This window comes from Enterocloster sp. OA13, assembly GCF_022440595.1.
GTDB lineage: Bacteria > Bacillota > Clostridia > Lachnospirales > Lachnospiraceae > Enterocloster > Enterocloster hominis.
Window position 1 is genome coordinate 171,573 of sequence record NZ_JAKNTF010000001.1, and the last position, 16,795, is coordinate 188,367.

Genomic DNA, 16,795 nt, shown 5'->3' on the forward strand with positions numbered 1-16,795 from the left:
ATTACTGGCAGCATGGAATTGAAACGGTTTTGTAACGAAACTGAAAGCAATAGGGTGGTATATCCTTACAGAGAACAGTACTATGCGGCTGGAATTAATGGGAGTAACAACGCTGATGTCGGTAGTGAAAAATGCGAAGATATTCGTAAAGACCTTTGATGGTTTTGATGTCTATGTGAATGGCAGGTTAATTTATTTTCCCAGCAGCAAGGCTAAGGAGATGCTGGCGGTTTTGGTCGAAAAACGAGGAAGCAGCGTATCGTTATCCCAGATGACATATTTATTATATGAAAGTATAGAAGAAAAGACCGCAAAAAACAACCTGAGGGTAATTTATTACCGCTTGCGCAGAAGCCTTGAGGAATATGGGATTGAACACATATTAATAAAGAAACGGGGCAGTTATGCAGTGGACACGGAGCTGTTCCTGTGCGACTTCTACGAGTTCATAGAGGGCAATCCTGATTATATTACCCTGTTTTCCGGGAGTTACATGCCGGAATATTCCTGGGCAGAGGATACATTGCCGTATCTGAAGAATTTATACCGAAAATACAATGGAGTGTTGAAATGACATGACGGGAATGATTGATATACACACCCATATCCTTCCAGGCATTGATGACGGGGCAAGGGATTGGGATGAAAGCAGGAGGATGCTGGAAATGGCTTACAGCCAGGGGATACGCCATATTGTGGCCACGCCCCACTATTCCAGAAGAGGACTCCGCCCTGAGATATACGAACTGTCTGCCAGACTTTCCGAGGAGGCCCAAAAGATTGCATCTGATTTTAAAACAGGTCTGGGACAGGAAACCTATTACCATGAGGGGCTGGTAGAAAACCTGAAACAGGGACAGGCCCTGACCCTCGCGGGAACCCGTTACGTGTTGGTGGAATTCGACCCACAGGAAGCTTACCACAGCCTGTATCAGGCAGTAAGGAAAATGACCATGGCCAGATACATACCGGTCATTGCCCATGTGGAACGGTACTTTTGCCTGAGGGAAGGCAAGAACCTGGAAGAACTGCTCCAATGCGGCTGCAGGCTTCAAATGAACTACAGCAGCCTGGTGGGGAACGGCATATGGAACCGGGAGGTGCGGTGGTGCCGCAGGCAGGTTTTGGAAGGCAGGATCCATATCCTGGGTACGGACATGCACAGGATGGATTACAGGAAACCAGATATCCAGGCAAGCCTTGGATGGCTGGAAAAACATGTTGGGGAACATGCATTAAATGCCCTGGTCAGCAGCAATGCAGACACAATATTACAAAAAGGAAAAACAGGAGAATAGGGAAAAAGTATGGAAAAGACATATGAAGATGACGAGATTGAGATAGACCTCTTGGAGCTGCTGGGGGAGTTCCGGCGCAAGATATGGATTATATTGGGAGTGATAGTCCTGTTCGGCGGAGTAGCCGGCGCATTCAGTAAATTTGTCCTCACGCCCCAGTACAAGTCCACTGCCATGGTTTATATCCTCTCCAAAGAAACCACGCTGACTTCACTGGCAGACCTGCAGATAGGCAGCCAGCTGACAAAGGACTATAAAATCATCGTTACCAGCAGAAGGGTGCTGAACCAGGTAATTGATGATATGAAGCTGAATCTTACATACAAGGAATTGCTGGAAAAGGTTACCATAGACAATCCCCAGGATACCCGTATCCTGTCCATATCAGTGGAAGACCCGGCGCCTGACATGGCAAAACTGATTGCAGACAAAATTGCCACTGTTTCTTCCGATTACATTGGGGACATCATGGAAATGGTGCCGCCTAAGCTGATTGAAGAAGGAGAAATCCCCATACAGAAATCCAGCCCAAGCAATGTGAAGAACGCCCTTATCGGCGCGTTGCTGGGAGCTGTGATTGTATGCGGCTTGATTACGGTCCAGGTTGTGATGAACGATACAATCCGCACCGAAGAAGACGTTACCAAATACCTGGGACTGTCCGTACTGGCATCCGTGCCAATCAGGGAGGGAGAAAAGCCGGAGGACAAGGAAGCCATGATATCTTCCAAATCCAAAACCAAGACAGCTCCCGGGAAATCCAGGAAAAAGAAAGGCGGCCGTGCATCATGAAGCAGATAATTACACTAAACAGGGAAATGAAAGATGACTATCACTACAACGAAGCCATCAAGACCCTGAGGACCAACATACAGTTTTGCGGAAGCGGCATCCGGACCATCATGCTGACCAGTTCCCTTCCCGATGAAGGAAAAAGTGACATTACATTTGCAATGGCATCATCCCTGGCACAGATTGGGAAAAAGGTTGTGATGATAGACGCCGACATACGTAAATCCGTCCTGGTGTCCAGGTATCAGCTGGAGACGGAAGTATACGGCCTGTCCCAATACCTAAGCGGACAGAAGAACTTGGAGGAAGTCCTCTATGATACGAATGTGGAGAACCTGAGCATGGTATTTGCCGGTCCATATTCCCCCAATCCCGCCGAACTTCTGGAAGAGGACCTGTTTGGAAAAATGATTGAAACGCTTAAGAATGAATACGACTATGTTATTATAGACACGCCTCCCATGGCCAACCTGATAGACGGGGCCATTGTCGCAAGACAGTGCGACGGCGCCGTGATGGTGGTGGAAAGCGGATGCATAAGCTACCGCCTGGAACAGCGGGTAAAAAGCCAGCTGGACAAGAGCGGCTGCCGTATCCTGGGCGTGGTGCTCAACAAGGTGAGCATGGAACGCAGCGGATACTACAGTAAGTACTATGGCCGTTACGGGAAATATGGAAAATACTCCAAATATGGGAAGTATGGCAAATACGGAAAATATGAAAAATACGAGAAGGCGAATGCATGAGCTGGCTGCGCAATCATAAAAACACAGTATACCGTGTCGGTATTGGGTTAGCGGCGGTTTCCCTGGTTGGTTTCATATGGACAGGCGTGGGTCTGTACAGACAGCGGAAAGCCATAGAAGCAGAAATCGCAGCCAGGAACTACACGGCAGACACGGGCGGACAGCAGAATGATACATACCTGTTCAGCGGGGACATTGTTGAATATAACGGAAAAAAATACAGGCGCAACAGTTATGTAAAAGCCATCCTATGCATGGGCGTGGACCGCGCAGGGGAAATGACAGAAAAGACCACATCTGGTTTTGGGGGACAGTCCGACGGAATATTCCTCATTGCCCAGGATACGGTTCGCAATACCATAAAAATACTGATGATACCCCGGGACACCATGACAGATATAACGCTGACAGATTTAAGCGGCAATATATTAGGAAAGGATATGCAGCATCTGACCCTGGCCTATGCTTACGGCGACGGCAGGGAAAAAAGCTGCGAATACATGGTGGATGCGGTATCCGGCCTATTAGGCGGATTGAAGATAGAGTGGTATCTGGCGGCAGACATGAGCGCAATTCCCATGCTGAACGATGAGGTGGGCGGCGTGACCGTAACCATTGAAACAGAAGGCATGGAACAGAGGGACCCTGCCCTGGTAAAGGGAGAAACCGTAACACTTAAGGGGAAACAGGCAGAGACATTTGTCCGGTTCAGGGATATAAAAATAGGGCATTCGGCCTTATTCCGGATGGATCAGCAGCAGCAATACATCAAGGCATTTTTTGAGGCAGTACAAAAGGGGTCTGCCCATGACAGCGGCCTGGTGGTACGGCTGTTCGACAAGGTCCAGGAATACATGGTAACCAACATGGCCAAGGACCAGTACCTTAAGATTGCCATGGATGCCGTGGGAAGCGGAAGACTCAGCGATGAGGATTTCTACACGGTTCCCGGAGAGGGAGTAGTAACTCCCCGGTATGATGAGTTCTACGCGGACCAGGAGGCGCTGACGCCTGTCATACTGGAACTGTTTTACCGGGAACTTCAATAAGGTGCAATAACCGGCGTGGAAACATGCTGTTTATTGAATATAAAACTCTTAGGAGAAAAGAAAGGAGAGGTGAAGGATATGAAAAAGAAATGCGCAGCAGCTTTAGTGTTGGCAGCAGCTCTGGCAGTACAGCCAATGTGGGCGTTTGCAAGCAGCAGCTCATCCAGCAGCGGCAGTGACGGAAGCGGTTCAATCACTTCCTCAACAACAACCAACACAAGTGCAAACTCCAACACCACAGTAACTGTATCGTCCAGCGGTGTAAAGACCACAGGCGCAACAACCAGTGCAAGCCCAAGCGGAAGCACAATCGGAGTTGCTGTAGACACTGTGACAACCACAGGCCAGCAGGTAACAACCAACTCAAAAGGCCAGGCTGTTATCGGCGATACAGCAGTTGGATTTGCTCCCAGCGTAGCAGCAACAGCAGGTCTTCCTGAGAACGTAGTATCTGCAATCAATGAGATCAACGCAGGAAAACCACTGACTGAGGCTGTTCAGACCCTGGACCTGACTGGCTACAACGCCCTGACCGGTACCCATGCAATCATTACCATGGATGCCAACACAGGCGCTGTGAAGACAGGTGCTGTAGAAGTATCCCTGTATGTACCAAACCTGGTTGAAAACCTGGCTAATGTACAGGTACTGTTCTACGACAATGCTACAGGCCAGTGGCAGCTGATTCCAGCCGTTAAGGTGGATCCGGTTACCAAGACCGTAGCTGTCAATGTTCCTGGATCAGGTACATTATCCGTAGTGTACAAGAACCAGTAATATTGCACTGACTGCATTGAAAAATGCTGACCGGGGGTATCAGGACACAAGTGTCATGCCCCCCGGTTTTAAAGGGAATTGTCCCGGGAGATCATAAGAAAAAGTCTGGTGGGGAAAAATGTATCGAAAAGCAGATAAAGGATGGATGAAGCATCTGGATTTCACATTAATCGATGCAATGTGCCTGCAGTTAGCCTATATTGCAGCCTACTTTGTGCGCCATGGGGTCCACTGGCCTTATGGAAGCCAGTTATACCGGAATATGGTATTGGTTTTTTTGCTGATTCAGATATTCGTTACATTCTTTGGTGAAAGTTTCAAGAATGTGCTGAAACGAGGGTACTTAAAAGAATTTACTTCGACAATAAAGCATGTGGGTCTTGTGATATTGATTGCGGCATTTTACCTGTTTGCAACCCAGCAAGGGGAAGAGTACTCAAGAATCACATTGATAATGACCGGTATCCTGTATGCAGTAATTACTTATGCGTGCAGAATCTTCTGGAAGAAATATCTTCTTACCAGGGGAGAAGGCGGAAGGGGAAAGCGGTCCCTTCTTATCCTGACTTCAATGGATATGGTGGAAGAAGCGGTGGAAAACATCCGCAGCAACAATTATGAGTGTTTCAGGATTGTAGGTGTGACGCTGCTGGATGCTGACTGGACCGGGCGGAATATAAACGGGATAGACATTGTGGCAGACAAAGACACCGTGGCAGAATACGTATGCCGGGAATGGGTGGACGAGGTATTTATCAATCTTCCCAAAAAGATGCCTTTGCCGCAGGAACTGATGGATAGTTTCATTGACATGGGTGTAACCGTACATTTGAAGCTGATTGAGATGGGAAGGCTGAAAGGCCAGATGCAGCATGTGGAACGCATGGGCACATATACGGTGCTGACCAGCAGCATCAACATGGCTTCCTGGCGCCAGGCGTTTTTTAAACGCGCCATGGACATTGCCGGAGGAATCGTGGGCTGCATATTAACCGGGCTTCTGTTCCTCATTGTTGCCCCTTGTATCTACATCCAGTCGCCAGGGCCAATCTTCTTTTCCCAAGTCCGCATCGGAAGGAATGGAAGAAGGTTTAAACTATATAAATTCCGCAGCATGTACATGGATGCGGAAGAACGGAAAAAGGAATTAATGAATCAGAACCGCGTAGAGGGCGGGATGATGTTCAAGATAGAGAATGACCCCCGGATTATTGGGGGCGCAAATGGGATTGGGAACTTCATCCGGAAATACTCCATTGATGAATTCCCGCAGTTCTGGAATGTGCTGAAGGGGGATATGAGCCTGGTAGGCACAAGGCCGCCTACGGTGGATGAGTGGGAGAAGTATGATCTGCACCACCGGGCCAGATTGAGTATAAAGCCGGGCATTACCGGGATGTGGCAGGTGAGCGGGAGGAGTGAGATTACGGATTTTGAGGAAGTCGTGAAGTTGGATAGGGAGTATATAACGGAGTGGAAGCCTGCGTTGGATATGAGGATATTGATGAAGACGGTGCAGGTGGTGTTGGGGAAGGGTGGGGCGATGTAGGTAGAGGAAGGATGCGCTCGGTATTTTTGTTTTGGTGCAAATAATAACAATTATTTGATGAATGTTGAAAGGATATTTAATCCTAAAAGCAGGAATAACTGGAGGGAGGAGATGATATTTATGGATCTGGTCAGAGAAGGGAAAGGATATAAAGGCAGATTAGGCAGTAGCAGGATGAGCGGTCGATATATACCATGGATGGCGGGACCGTTTGATAACAAAAAAGGACAATGCGGTGAGATATATCCGGGGTGGGGGAATTATTAGAAAACATTTTACAGTTACCTCTTCTCGGATTTTGTATGCCCGTTAGGCTGTTTCAGATTTATAAAGTATGCAGAATCTAAGGCGTTAGAAGAAGATCTTTTTAATGGGTCTACATTGATTGTCTTATAGGTAGTATTTCGGGGCAAATATTGATAAGAAGATGTTTGGACAGTAAGAGGAACTGGGCCGTAGGAATGTCCGACCTAAACTTTCAGTGGAATAAAAATTGCGAAAAATTGGTCTTGCCCATATATACCCTCCGAAGGTATATATATGGGCAAGGCGGCAACTGTTAATTTACATGAAATTTAGTGTAAACCTACGTGAAAGATGATAAGCAACTGAAAATTTAACGTAGACCTATTGGAAGGAATATATTAGGAAATTAGCGGCCGCGGGCATAGGAAAGCATTATATCCACAGCGTTAAGAATTGATATGCACTGTGATAATAGAGAAAGAACTAAAAAGAAAGTAGAGGGCAATACCATATGGTGGAGAGGAGAAAAAGAATATTATTTGTTGTCGAAGCCATGGGCGGCGGTGTATTTACATATATCGTTGATTTGGCAAATGAGCTTGTAAAAGAATTTGATATGTACATCGCCTATGGAATTCGGAAACAGACACCTAAGGATTATAAGCAATATTTTGATAAGAGAATCAGTTTGATTCAGGTTGAAAACTTTGAGCGTTCTATCAATCCGGCGAGGGATTTAAGAGCATTTTATGAAGTTAAAAATATAGCAAATAAGATAAAGCCGGATATTATCCATTTGCATTCATCCAAAGCTGGTGTAATCGGGAGAGTTGCCTTTAATGGGTATAAAGTAGATAGGAAGGAGGTGCCATTATTCTACACACCCCACGGCTATAGCTTCCTCATGAAAAATCACAGTGCATTAAAACGAACTGCCTATAGGCTTATTGAGAGTGCCTGCGGGAAACTTAATTGTACCACCATTAGCTGCAGCGCAGGTGAGCATCAGGAATCGCTGAAACTCAATAAGAGGGCGGTTTACATTAACAATGGTATTAACGTGGAGAAGCTGGTACAGACACTTGGCAAGATTAAAATAGGGAATCATCCGTTCACAGTGTTCACACTGGGGCGTATTTGCTACCAGAAAAATCCGGTGATGTTTAATCAAATTGCGGAAGCTATACCGGATGTAAGATTTCTATGGATTGGTGATGGTGAGCTTCGAGAAGAACTGAAAAGTAAGAATATAGAAATTACTGGCTGGGCAGACAGAAAAACCGCGCTGACAAAAGCAATGTCGGCTGATGTGTTTTTACTTACCTCCCTGTGGGAAGGACTTCCGGTTAGTCTACTGGAAGCTATGTACATGAAAAAGCCTTGCGTGGTTTCGGATGTTATTGGAAATCATGATGTGATTGAGAATGGTAGGAACGGGCTTGTTTGTGGTGATGTTCAGAAATTTATAGAAGCAATCCGTAGTATCCAGAGGGAAATGAGCGGTCAGAGCTTTGAAAATGAATTTGAATCAACTTCGATTTATCTGAAAGCAATAGTTAGAGGTAAAACTGAGAAGTTAATCGAAAGGGCATTTGAGGATATCATGAAAAAATATAATACAAAAGTGATGGCTATGGTATATAACGAAATTTATACCTGTGGTTGTTGGGGGGGGGGGGGATTCTTCTCATTTGGAGTAGTTTCCAATGTCGACAGCCTGCTCCTAAATCTAAACTCGTTTACGCACACTGTATATGAAAGGATGGTGGCGTAAATGGAGAGAATATTACATGTATCCAAGTATTATTATCCGTACGCAGGGGGAACTGAGCAGACAGCTAGAGATTGCGTTACATCGTTACAAGGTAAATATTTGCAAAAAGTTATTGCCTTTAATACTGAGAGGAATGATCAAGTTGATGTGACAGATGGCGTGGAGGTTTATAAATGCGGTTGCTTTGCGAAGGTTTCATCTCAATCAATTTCAAAATCATATAGAAGAATACTGAAAAGGATAATGAGGGAGTTTGCCCCAGACATTGTGGTGTTTCACTATCCAAACCCCTTTGTAGCCTCGATTCTTCTGGGGGTATTAAAGAAGCATAGGGCAAAATTACTGGTATATTGGCACTTGGATATCACACGTCAGAGATTTTTGAAGCTATTCTTTGCACAGCAGAATAAACATCTTCTGGAACGGGCAAACAGGATTATAGCTACCTCACCCAACTATATTGAAGGAAGCCCATGGCTGAGAATAGCTCGCAACAAATGTGTTGTAGTACCTAGCTGTATCAATGTTAAGAGAATGCAGTTAAATGATGAGATACGAAGGCGAGCGAAAGAAATCAGACAAGAAAATCTTGGGAAGATTGTATGTGTAGCAGTTGGGAGACATACAGAATATAAAGGCTTCAAGTACTTGATAGAAACGAGCAAACTTCTTGACGAAAATTTCAGGATCTTCATAACAGGTACGGGAGAGCTAACAGAAGATTTACATAGAGAAGCAGCAGGAGACAATAAGGTAGTATTTACTGGAAAAGTGGATGATGCAGAGTTAAAAGCGTTGATTTATGCTTCTGATATTTTCTGTTTTCCTTCCATTACAAAGAACGAGGCGTTTGGATTAGCCCTAGCAGAGGCTATGTACTACGAAAAACCTGCGATTACATTTACGATTCCGGGTAGTGGGGTGAACTATGTAAACCTTAATGATGAAACGGGTATCGAGGTCGACAATCGGAATGTCAAGAAGTACGCAGAGGCAATTGAAAAACTTGCAGAAGATAAAAACTTGCGAAAGAAGTATGGAGAAGCAGGGAGAATGCGTGTTATGAATAACTTCTTGTCGACACAGTACAGTGAGAATATTAGAAATCTTGTAAAAGAAATAATAACGGAGTAAACACTTATGATTATTACAAAAACGCCTTTCCGTATGTCCTTTTTCGGCGGCGGAACAGATATGGAGAATTATTTCAGAGAGAATGGTGGTGCAGTCCTGTCAACCACATTCGACAAGTATTGTTATGTGAATGTGCGGCATCTTCCGCGTTTCTTTGATTATTCTACAGAGCTGTCTTATTCTAAGACGGAGCGTGTGGCTGATGTAGAGAATATTCAGCACCCAGCAATTCGCAATGCTATGAAACTGTTGGATATGCATGAGATACGTCTTACATATGAAGCCGATCTTCCAGCACGTTCTGGTCTTGGCACAAGCAGCTCTTTTGCTGTCGGTATGCTGAACGCTTTCTATGCTTTGAAGGGAAAGTACGCTGATAAAAAGAAGCTAGCAGATGAAGCAATATATTTGGAGCGTATCCTTTGTAAAGAGGCGGGAGGATGGCAGGATCAGATTGCAGCATCTTTTGGCGGATTTAACCGTATTAATTTCGATGCTGATGGTTATGAAGTTCTTCCTGTGATTATCAGTCCGGAGAGAAAGAAACAGCTAAATGAAAACCTGATGATGTTTTTTACTGGATTTACACGCTTTTCTTCGGATGTACAGAAAGCCAATAATATTACAGCATCCGATAAAAAAGCACAGCTAAAAGAAATGTATGTGCTCGTGGATACTGCAGAAAGAGTCTTGACAGAAAAAGAACGTAGCTTGGATGATTTTGGCTATTTACTTGACCATACATGGAAATTGAAACGGCAGACCGGAAGTGCTATTTCCACCAACAGCATTGATGCACTTTATCAGAAGGGTATTAAAGCTGGGGCTCTTGGCGGCAAACTGTTGGGAGCCGGCGGTGGGGGATTCCTTGTGTTCTATGTGCAACCTGAGAAGCAAGAAGCAGTCCATTGGGCGATGAAGGATTTAATGTATATCCCGTTCCAGTTTGAAAATGGCGGAACAAGGATAATTCACTATACGCCGGAGACATATGAGCCGAGGGCGTAAACGATGGTTCGGCATCTGACTCTAAGCATATCGTAGGGGAGCTGAAGAAGCGTTTCAAAATTCTCCGTCCAGTGAGTCATGAGTTCGCAGAAAATTTGAAAGAGGCTGATCTTGTTCGCGGAGCAGAGCTCTCTAAAAACTTAGAGTGTTCTCTGATGGCGATACCGCTTGTGGCTTATGAGGCATTGACGATTGCTTACATTAACGATGTGGATGGGGAGTGTCTGTGAAGCAACTCTTCGGGTATGTACGAGAAGGGGATGTGTTCCTCGGCATCTCAACTTCAGAAAACAGCAAAAACAATATAAACGCTACGGTAGTAGCACGTGCTTTGGGAATAAAAAATAATTGGATTAGCAGGGAAAACTAGCGGTGAGCTTGCGATAGTCGCAGATGTGGCTGTTAAAGCACCAGAGACAGATAGTTACATGATTCTGGAGTTACATCTGCCTATATATCACTGTTGGTGCCTGATGCTGGAGACTACTTTTTGGAAAGTAATTATCTACGGAAGCAGGAAAATTATACGATGAAATTATATATAAACGGTCGGTTTTTAACACAAAGAATAACAGGCGTTCAGCGGTACGCTATTGAGATTGTAAAATGTCTTGATGAGCTTTTAGATGAAAAAGATGATGTGACGATACTCATGCCACCGGAAGTTCAAGTTAATTTTCTTGAATTAAAAAGAATAAAGCAGAAAACCGTAGGAAAGTTTACAGGACATCTATGGATTCAGATAAGCCTGCCTCTATTTGTAAAGAAAAATGGTGGTGAACTATTGAGTCTTTCGGGTACAGCCCCGATTTTCTTACCTGGCTTTTGGACGGTTCATGATATAACATTTATCAGACAGCCGGAGTCATTCGACTGGAAATTTCGTGCAGTGTATAGGATGGCTTTATGTTTAGGCCTTAAAAGATGCAAGAAAATTTTTACTGTATCAGAGTTTTCTAAAAATGAAATAGTAATATATTTTAATATTCCGGAAGATAGAATTCAGGTGGCTTATTCATCGGCAAACTATTTGCTCGATACAGAGTATCAGACAATAGATGTTTCTAAATTTGGTGTTGAGCCCCAAGAATATTACTTGAGTGTAAGTAGTCGAAATCTACATAAAAATCAGAATTTCATTGTGAAGTTGGCCCGTAAATATCCGGAGAAAAAATTTGTTATTGTGGGTGGTCAGCATAAGTCGTTTAATTCTGTAACGGAAAATGATACAGCAAATCTTATTTATACAGGATATGTGAGCGATGATGAATTGGCAAGCCTATATAAATTTTCTAAGGGTTTTATTTTCCCATCTATTTACGAAGGATTTGGGTTACCTCCACTTGAGGCTATTGTTCAGGAGTGCAGATCCGTGGCTTTGTCAGACATATCAGTATTCAGAGAAATATATGACCAAGCATATTTCTTTGATCCTAATGATGTCGAAAGCTTTTCTTTTGAAAAGTTTAATGAAATAGATATCACTGAAAAAGAAAGAAAGCAGTATATAGAGAAGTATTCATTTAGCGTGGCGGCAAAGATATACAAAAACGCTGTGGAATCAAGTCGTAAGTAACTTTGAAGCATTAAATTTAATATCTGGTTTAACTTACTTATGCGAAGGGAATTGACTAATTTAAGAAAAGGAATGAAATCAATGTTTGTAGTGGTTTTTATCGCTGTTTTTGGATCGAGTATCATCGGAGCGACCTTATTTGGAGTTTCTTTAAATAAATTGGTGCTGGTTCCGCTTGAAATATATTTGTTATTTCAAAACGGTAGAAATTTAAGATTTCAAGTTGGCGGGCGACAAAAGAAATTAATTAGTTGGTATATTGTCGCATGCTTAGGAAGTTTGTCTGGGATTCTTTTTTCCGTGATTTATAATACGAAAGTTACAGATGAATTGATTCAACGGGCAGGGCTGCAAATATTCTCATATCTTTTTCTACTGCTTCCAGTAGCCTTGATGCTATGGAATTCTAGGCAGAAATATGAGTACGCTGCTTGCTTTAGAAAAGCTCTCATTTGGACAGCGAGAATACAGACATTGTGGGGAATTGCACAGTTTGCTCTTATGCAAACAATCAGGTTTGATTTAAATAGCATTGTTTTAGGAGGAGTATTCGGAGGCGACTGGACCAGATATTCCAATATAGCGAATTCTTCAGTGGGCGTAGTTATGCGAGTTACTGGAATCAATAGAGATGCGGCCTTTTTGGGACTATTATTGTTAATAGGTTTTATTTTGGAGACAAAGACTATTCATAAATTTCTATATGTTGTATGTGCTTTACTTGCATTGTCTAGAGTTGCTTTAGTTAGTATCGTATTTATTGTGTTATATCAACTGTTTATAAAACTAAAATCACGGACAATAAATAATAAGGCTCTAAAGAAGTCTGCCAAATATGGAGTAGTGGTCATAATTTTAATTATCGTATTTGTTAGGATTTACTGGCAATCTCCTGCTTTGCAGCAACAGATTATACGTGTACTTGAACGATTTTCAACAGTTATAACTGGAGAGGATGGAACAAATCGACATATTGGTTACCCTATTGCCGTGGTTCAGCTAGAACTGTTTGATATTCCGCTTATACAGAAATTTGTAGGAGTTGGCAATCAATGCGGCGGAATACTTATGTCTTACTACAGCAATGCTATTCAATGGCTGGGATTAGCATCATCTATGTTGAAATTAAACTATGTGTGGACAGTTGAGTCTGATATTGCAAGTGTATTTTTGGAGACGGGAATAATTGGCGGAATATTGTATTACAGCTTCTTTTACAAGTGTTTTCGTGCAGCTGGGATAGATACCAAAAAGAGAAGCCTTGTTTTAGGATTAGCTGTTTTTGGAATAATGTACAATATGGCGGGAGGATCCTTTATTCAGCTTGTTTACATAAGCTTATTTGCAACAGACTATGTGCTGACTGAAGATACTGAGGTGAGTATAAATGGAGCCAAAAAAAATAAATATAAAAGAAAGCGTGTATATAGTTCTGGTGAATTACTGCAATCCGAACATTACAGTTGATTGCATTATGAGCCTTCAAAAAGCAGGCATGCGACTATCACATATCATTGTTGTTGACAATAAATCGCCTGATGATAGTCTGAACGTTTTGAAAAGGATTAAAGGAATTGTAATAATTGCTTCTGAACTGAATGGTGGTTTTTCATATGGAAATAATCTGGGAATAAGATATGCAATGGAACAAAATTGCTCAAGCGTTATTCTTCTGAATAATGATACAGTTGTTGCAGAAGATTTCTTTGAAAAAATTTTTGAAGGCGATGACGGCAGTGTGAATGTTCCGAAGATTTATTATTACACTAATCCAGATATTTTATGGTATGCAGGTGGGAAGATTGATTATAAGAGAGGGCGACAGGTACACTTTGGGGAAAATTTAAAGGATAGCGCTGAATTCTCTTCAGAAAAAAACATAGATTATGCGACTGGATGTTGCATGATGATTCCACGCTCAGTACTTGATAAAGCTGGTCTTTTGGATGAGCAATATTTTATGTACTGGGAGGATATGGACTATTCTCTTCGCCTGAAGGAGGCTGGAGTAAGTATTCGTTATCTTCCGAATGCCAAAGTTTGGCATAAGGTAGGGATGAGTGGCGGCAGTCAATCGAGGATGGCTATATACTATAGCAATCGAAATAGGTTCTTTTTAATGAAAAAGTACAGGTTTGGTTCAACTGCATGGTTATATACAGTGATAACGAGATTTATGAAGTATATTCAAAGTCTTATTCATGGAAATAATGACCGAGTAATACTAAGAGCTTGGTGCGATTATAGAAAAGGGATTATGGGTAAAGTTGATATCTAACAAATGGGAGTGTGAATAGATGAAGAAAGTTGTAATTTATGGATATTATGGACAAAAGAATACAGGTGATGACTATATAATGCTTTCTGTAATCAACAGTGTATTAAAATCAAGAGTTCGTGATATTTATGTTATTGTAAAAGAAATTTGTTTTGCTAATTATTCATTCCCGAAGAATGTCCACTTTCTGGCACTTAGCAGGAACAAACTAATACGACAATTGCAGATTACGTTTCACGCATGCAAATGTAATAAATTCATTATAGGGGGGGGGGGGGTATATGGCCAAACGATTCAATTGGAAAGGTATTATGCAATTACCTGTGGGTGACTTTATCCAGTTTTTTTGGAACAAGAATTGTTTTGTATGGAATTGAGGTTACCGAAATTAGAAATAACATAAGCAGAAAACTGTGGAGAAAACTTTTAAAGAAAGTTGATTGGGTTACTACCAGGACACAAAACAGTCAAAAAATTCTTATGAGTATCACGAATGAAAGAGAGGTTTTGTTTTTTCCGGATATTACATTTGCCTTGAGAGATTTGGACATGAATAAATATTTTAAGAGAATTAAAACACCTGAGATTTATGAGAATTTTATATTGTGGGCGCTTGCAATGCCTTGGTCATTAGAGGAGTTACAAAATAAACATTTTAAAGATAGGTATAACACTTTGGTTTCCGCATTAATAGATGCTCACCATTACATTGATAGGGTGTTTCCAGACTGCAAGAATGTACTTGTCCCCTTTCTACATCCTAGCGATATGGCTTTTGCTCAAAACTTAATCTCATTGGGATTTGATAATGCTGAAATTTATCAAGGCAGTTTGGCAGAAATTCGTCCATTGTTTGCTAAAGCAAAGCTTGCTATTGATATGCGATTTCATAGTGTTATATTTTCTATGTTTGAAGCATGTCCCTTTGCGGCAATATCTTATTCACCTAAGACTACTGATACGTTGCAGGATAATAGACTGAAGTGTTTTACTGAATTTGGAATACGTGAATCTTCATATTTTTATAGGGAGTTTGATTTAAATAAAGACGAGTTTCTGGAATTAATTGATAGAATTTCTGATGGTGGGGAACGAAAGGCAGATAGAGAAAACTTAATGTCAGAGGCGTTAAGGGGCGAAGAGAAGCTTATTTCGTGGCTGAACGGTTAATATTTTCGCTTTTGAAATTACTTTGAATCAAAAATATCGGTTGATGCTTTGGACACAACACACTTTGATTTGGGGCTTGTAAGGAAGCTGTGAGAGAAAATGAATTTAGATAATAGTTTTAATGCTATGGTGACTGGAATCAATGGTCATTCAATGACAATAGGAATACTTGGTGCACCTATTAACAATGGAAACATGGGATGCCTCGCGTTGACGTATTCCCTTCTTGCTATGCTTGAGGAGATTGCCAACGATTTAGGCACAGTGTTTACCTATTACAATTTTGAGGGTGTTGGGGACCCGACCAAGACGCACATATTGTGCCGGAATCTAGGAATTGAAGAAGAACGAGTTAAAAGCTTTAATATATATCCGGTGGAGAGCTTTTTGGGATTATGCCATCGACCACACAAAGTCTTTGGTACTTTCTCAGCATTGAAGGAATGCGATTTGTTCATTGATTTGACACAGGGAGATTCGTTTGCTGATATTTATGGAGATTCAGTATTTAATAAAAATGCTAACGGAAAGCTTCTTGTAGAGAAAGTGTTGAAGAAGCCGCTTATCTTAGGCCCGCAGACATACGGACCCTATCAAAATAAAAAAAATAAAGAAAAGGCGAAAAGGGCTATTGATAAAGCAGCCTTGGTTATTGCGAGGGATGAGGCATCGATGCAATATGTTAAGTACTTTACAGATAAAGAAGTGTATACAACTACTGACTTGGCATTTATATTACCTTATAAAAGTGGTGGCTTGAATCGTTCCACTACAGTAGAACACGCCACCACATCGGAACATTTCAATATAGCGGTCGGTGTTAATGTATCTGGGTTGCTTTCTAAAAACAAGCTGGAGACAACTCCAACGGAATTTCACTTAAAAACAGATTATGATGCTTATATAGAAGCACTACTGTCTTGGCTTATAAATGCTGATTATAATGTGAGCATTATACCACACGTTGTCGCTGATTATGAATACGGCAGACTTATTGCTGAAAAATTCCCAAGAGTGAAGTTGGTGGAAATGTATCAGAACCCGATGGATATAAAAAGTAAGATTTCTGAATTTGATATTTTTATCGGAGCGCGGATGCATGCAACAATAGGAGCTTTCTCATCTGGTGTAGCAACTATTCCGACCGCATATTCCAGAAAGTTCAATGGTCTATATGAGAGCGTAGAGTATCCATATATTGTAGATTTATTAAACTCATCAACAGAAGAGAATTTGGAAATGACGAAAATGTATATCAAGGATTATGTGAAGTTGAAGGTGGCTGCTGAGAAAAGCATGGAGCATATCAATCTTTTGGAAAGGCAAACAATTTCTCTTTTGAAAGAACAGATTGTAAAATGCTGAATGTTCAATAAATCCGTGAGCGTAGAATGGTAA

The 16,795-nt window shown here is 41.9% G+C and carries 16 protein-coding genes; all 16 read left to right on the top strand.

The window, feature by feature from the left end; all coding sequences use genetic code 11:
• Positions 1-82 precede the first annotated feature (82 nt).
• The 16 genes from MCJ35_RS00735 (at position 83) to MCJ35_RS00810 (ending at position 16,762) form a co-directional block, all read left to right on the top strand.
• Entirely contained in the window at positions 83-574 is a 492-nt protein-coding gene (locus MCJ35_RS00735; protein WP_330507567.1) for an AfsR/SARP family transcriptional regulator, read from the top strand.
• 1 nt (position 575) lies between these two features.
• Positions 576-1,298 carry a CpsB/CapC family capsule biosynthesis tyrosine phosphatase gene (locus MCJ35_RS00740; RefSeq protein ID WP_025483443.1) on the top strand — a complete coding sequence of 241 codons (723 nt, stop codon included), beginning with the start codon at positions 576-578 and terminating at the stop codon, positions 1,296-1,298.
• A gap of 9 nt (positions 1,299-1,307) precedes the next feature.
• Complete coding sequence (locus MCJ35_RS00745) at positions 1,308-2,090, top strand: YveK family protein (protein WP_008721480.1); 783 nt, start codon at positions 1,308-1,310, stop codon at positions 2,088-2,090.
• The gene (locus MCJ35_RS00750) at positions 2,087-2,836 is read left to right on the top strand and encodes a CpsD/CapB family tyrosine-protein kinase (RefSeq protein WP_025483440.1); all 750 of its coding nucleotides are present in this window, start codon (positions 2,087-2,089) and stop codon (positions 2,834-2,836) included. Before MCJ35_RS00745 ends, MCJ35_RS00750 begins: the two co-directional genes overlap by 4 nt.
• Entirely contained in the window at positions 2,833-3,885 is a 1,053-nt protein-coding gene (locus MCJ35_RS00755; RefSeq protein WP_240299316.1) for an LCP family protein, read from the top strand. The genes MCJ35_RS00750 and MCJ35_RS00755 overlap by 4 nt, the downstream gene beginning before the upstream one ends.
• Positions 3,886-3,963: 78 nt before the next feature.
• Positions 3,964-4,662 carry a hypothetical protein gene (locus MCJ35_RS00760; protein WP_025483439.1) on the top strand — a complete coding sequence of 233 codons (699 nt, stop codon included), beginning with the start codon at positions 3,964-3,966 and terminating at the stop codon, positions 4,660-4,662.
• Positions 4,663-4,780: 118 nt separating this feature from the next.
• Positions 4,781-6,211, top strand: a complete 1,431-nt coding sequence (locus MCJ35_RS00765) for a sugar transferase (protein ID WP_025483437.1) — start codon at positions 4,781-4,783, stop codon at positions 6,209-6,211.
• Positions 6,212-6,968: 757 nt separating this feature from the next.
• Entirely contained in the window at positions 6,969-8,231 is a 1,263-nt protein-coding gene (locus tag MCJ35_RS00770) for a glycosyltransferase (RefSeq protein WP_240299317.1), read from the top strand.
• Entirely contained in the window at positions 8,232-9,365 is a 1,134-nt protein-coding gene (locus MCJ35_RS00775; RefSeq protein ID WP_025483434.1) for a glycosyltransferase, read from the top strand.
• A 6-nt stretch (positions 9,366-9,371) separates the two neighbouring features.
• Positions 9,372-10,373, top strand: a complete 1,002-nt coding sequence (locus tag MCJ35_RS00780) for a GHMP family kinase ATP-binding protein (protein ID WP_025483433.1) — start codon at positions 9,372-9,374, stop codon at positions 10,371-10,373.
• 529 nt (positions 10,374-10,902) lie between these two features.
• Complete coding sequence (locus tag MCJ35_RS00785; protein ID WP_025483432.1) at positions 10,903-11,949, top strand: glycosyltransferase family 4 protein; 1,047 nt, start codon at positions 10,903-10,905, stop codon at positions 11,947-11,949.
• An 81-nt stretch (positions 11,950-12,030) separates the two neighbouring features.
• Complete coding sequence (locus MCJ35_RS00790) at positions 12,031-13,416, top strand: hypothetical protein (protein WP_025483431.1); 1,386 nt, start codon at positions 12,031-12,033, stop codon at positions 13,414-13,416.
• Complete coding sequence (locus tag MCJ35_RS00795; protein WP_240299318.1) at positions 13,337-14,227, top strand: glycosyltransferase family 2 protein; 891 nt, start codon at positions 13,337-13,339, stop codon at positions 14,225-14,227. The genes MCJ35_RS00790 and MCJ35_RS00795 overlap by 80 nt, the downstream gene beginning before the upstream one ends.
• A gap of 19 nt (positions 14,228-14,246) precedes the next feature.
• Entirely contained in the window at positions 14,247-14,558 is a 312-nt protein-coding gene (locus MCJ35_RS00800) for a hypothetical protein (protein WP_240299319.1), read from the top strand.
• Entirely contained in the window at positions 14,555-15,397 is an 843-nt protein-coding gene (locus tag MCJ35_RS00805) for a polysaccharide pyruvyl transferase family protein (protein ID WP_240299320.1), read from the top strand. The genes MCJ35_RS00800 and MCJ35_RS00805 overlap by 4 nt, the downstream gene beginning before the upstream one ends.
• Positions 15,398-15,496: 99 nt before the next feature.
• Positions 15,497-16,762, top strand: a complete 1,266-nt coding sequence (locus tag MCJ35_RS00810) for a polysaccharide pyruvyl transferase family protein (RefSeq protein ID WP_025483427.1) — start codon at positions 15,497-15,499, stop codon at positions 16,760-16,762.
• Positions 16,763-16,795 lie beyond the last annotated feature (33 nt).

Coding starts and splice junctions, on each gene's coding strand:
- MCJ35_RS00735 (WP_330507567.1), top strand. CDS start 83: ATGCGGCTGGAATTAATGGGAGTAACAACGCTGATGTCGGTAGTGAAA.
- MCJ35_RS00800 (WP_240299319.1), top strand. CDS start 14,247: ATGAAGAAAGTTGTAATTTATGGATATTATGGACAAAAGAATACAGGT.
- MCJ35_RS00785 (WP_025483432.1), top strand. CDS start 10,903: ATGAAATTATATATAAACGGTCGGTTTTTAACACAAAGAATAACAGGC.
- MCJ35_RS00765 (WP_025483437.1), top strand. CDS start 4,781: ATGTATCGAAAAGCAGATAAAGGATGGATGAAGCATCTGGATTTCACA.
- MCJ35_RS00770 (WP_240299317.1), top strand. CDS start 6,969: ATGGTGGAGAGGAGAAAAAGAATATTATTTGTTGTCGAAGCCATGGGC.
- MCJ35_RS00790 (WP_025483431.1), top strand. CDS start 12,031: ATGTTTGTAGTGGTTTTTATCGCTGTTTTTGGATCGAGTATCATCGGA.
- MCJ35_RS00775 (WP_025483434.1), top strand. CDS start 8,232: ATGGAGAGAATATTACATGTATCCAAGTATTATTATCCGTACGCAGGG.
- MCJ35_RS00780 (WP_025483433.1), top strand. CDS start 9,372: ATGATTATTACAAAAACGCCTTTCCGTATGTCCTTTTTCGGCGGCGGA.
- MCJ35_RS00745 (WP_008721480.1), top strand. CDS start 1,308: ATGGAAAAGACATATGAAGATGACGAGATTGAGATAGACCTCTTGGAG.
- MCJ35_RS00750 (WP_025483440.1), top strand. CDS start 2,087: ATGAAGCAGATAATTACACTAAACAGGGAAATGAAAGATGACTATCAC.
- MCJ35_RS00740 (WP_025483443.1), top strand. CDS start 576: ATGACGGGAATGATTGATATACACACCCATATCCTTCCAGGCATTGAT.
- MCJ35_RS00755 (WP_240299316.1), top strand. CDS start 2,833: ATGAGCTGGCTGCGCAATCATAAAAACACAGTATACCGTGTCGGTATT.
- MCJ35_RS00760 (WP_025483439.1), top strand. CDS start 3,964: ATGAAAAAGAAATGCGCAGCAGCTTTAGTGTTGGCAGCAGCTCTGGCA.
- MCJ35_RS00795 (WP_240299318.1), top strand. CDS start 13,337: ATGGAGCCAAAAAAAATAAATATAAAAGAAAGCGTGTATATAGTTCTG.
- MCJ35_RS00810 (WP_025483427.1), top strand. CDS start 15,497: ATGAATTTAGATAATAGTTTTAATGCTATGGTGACTGGAATCAATGGT.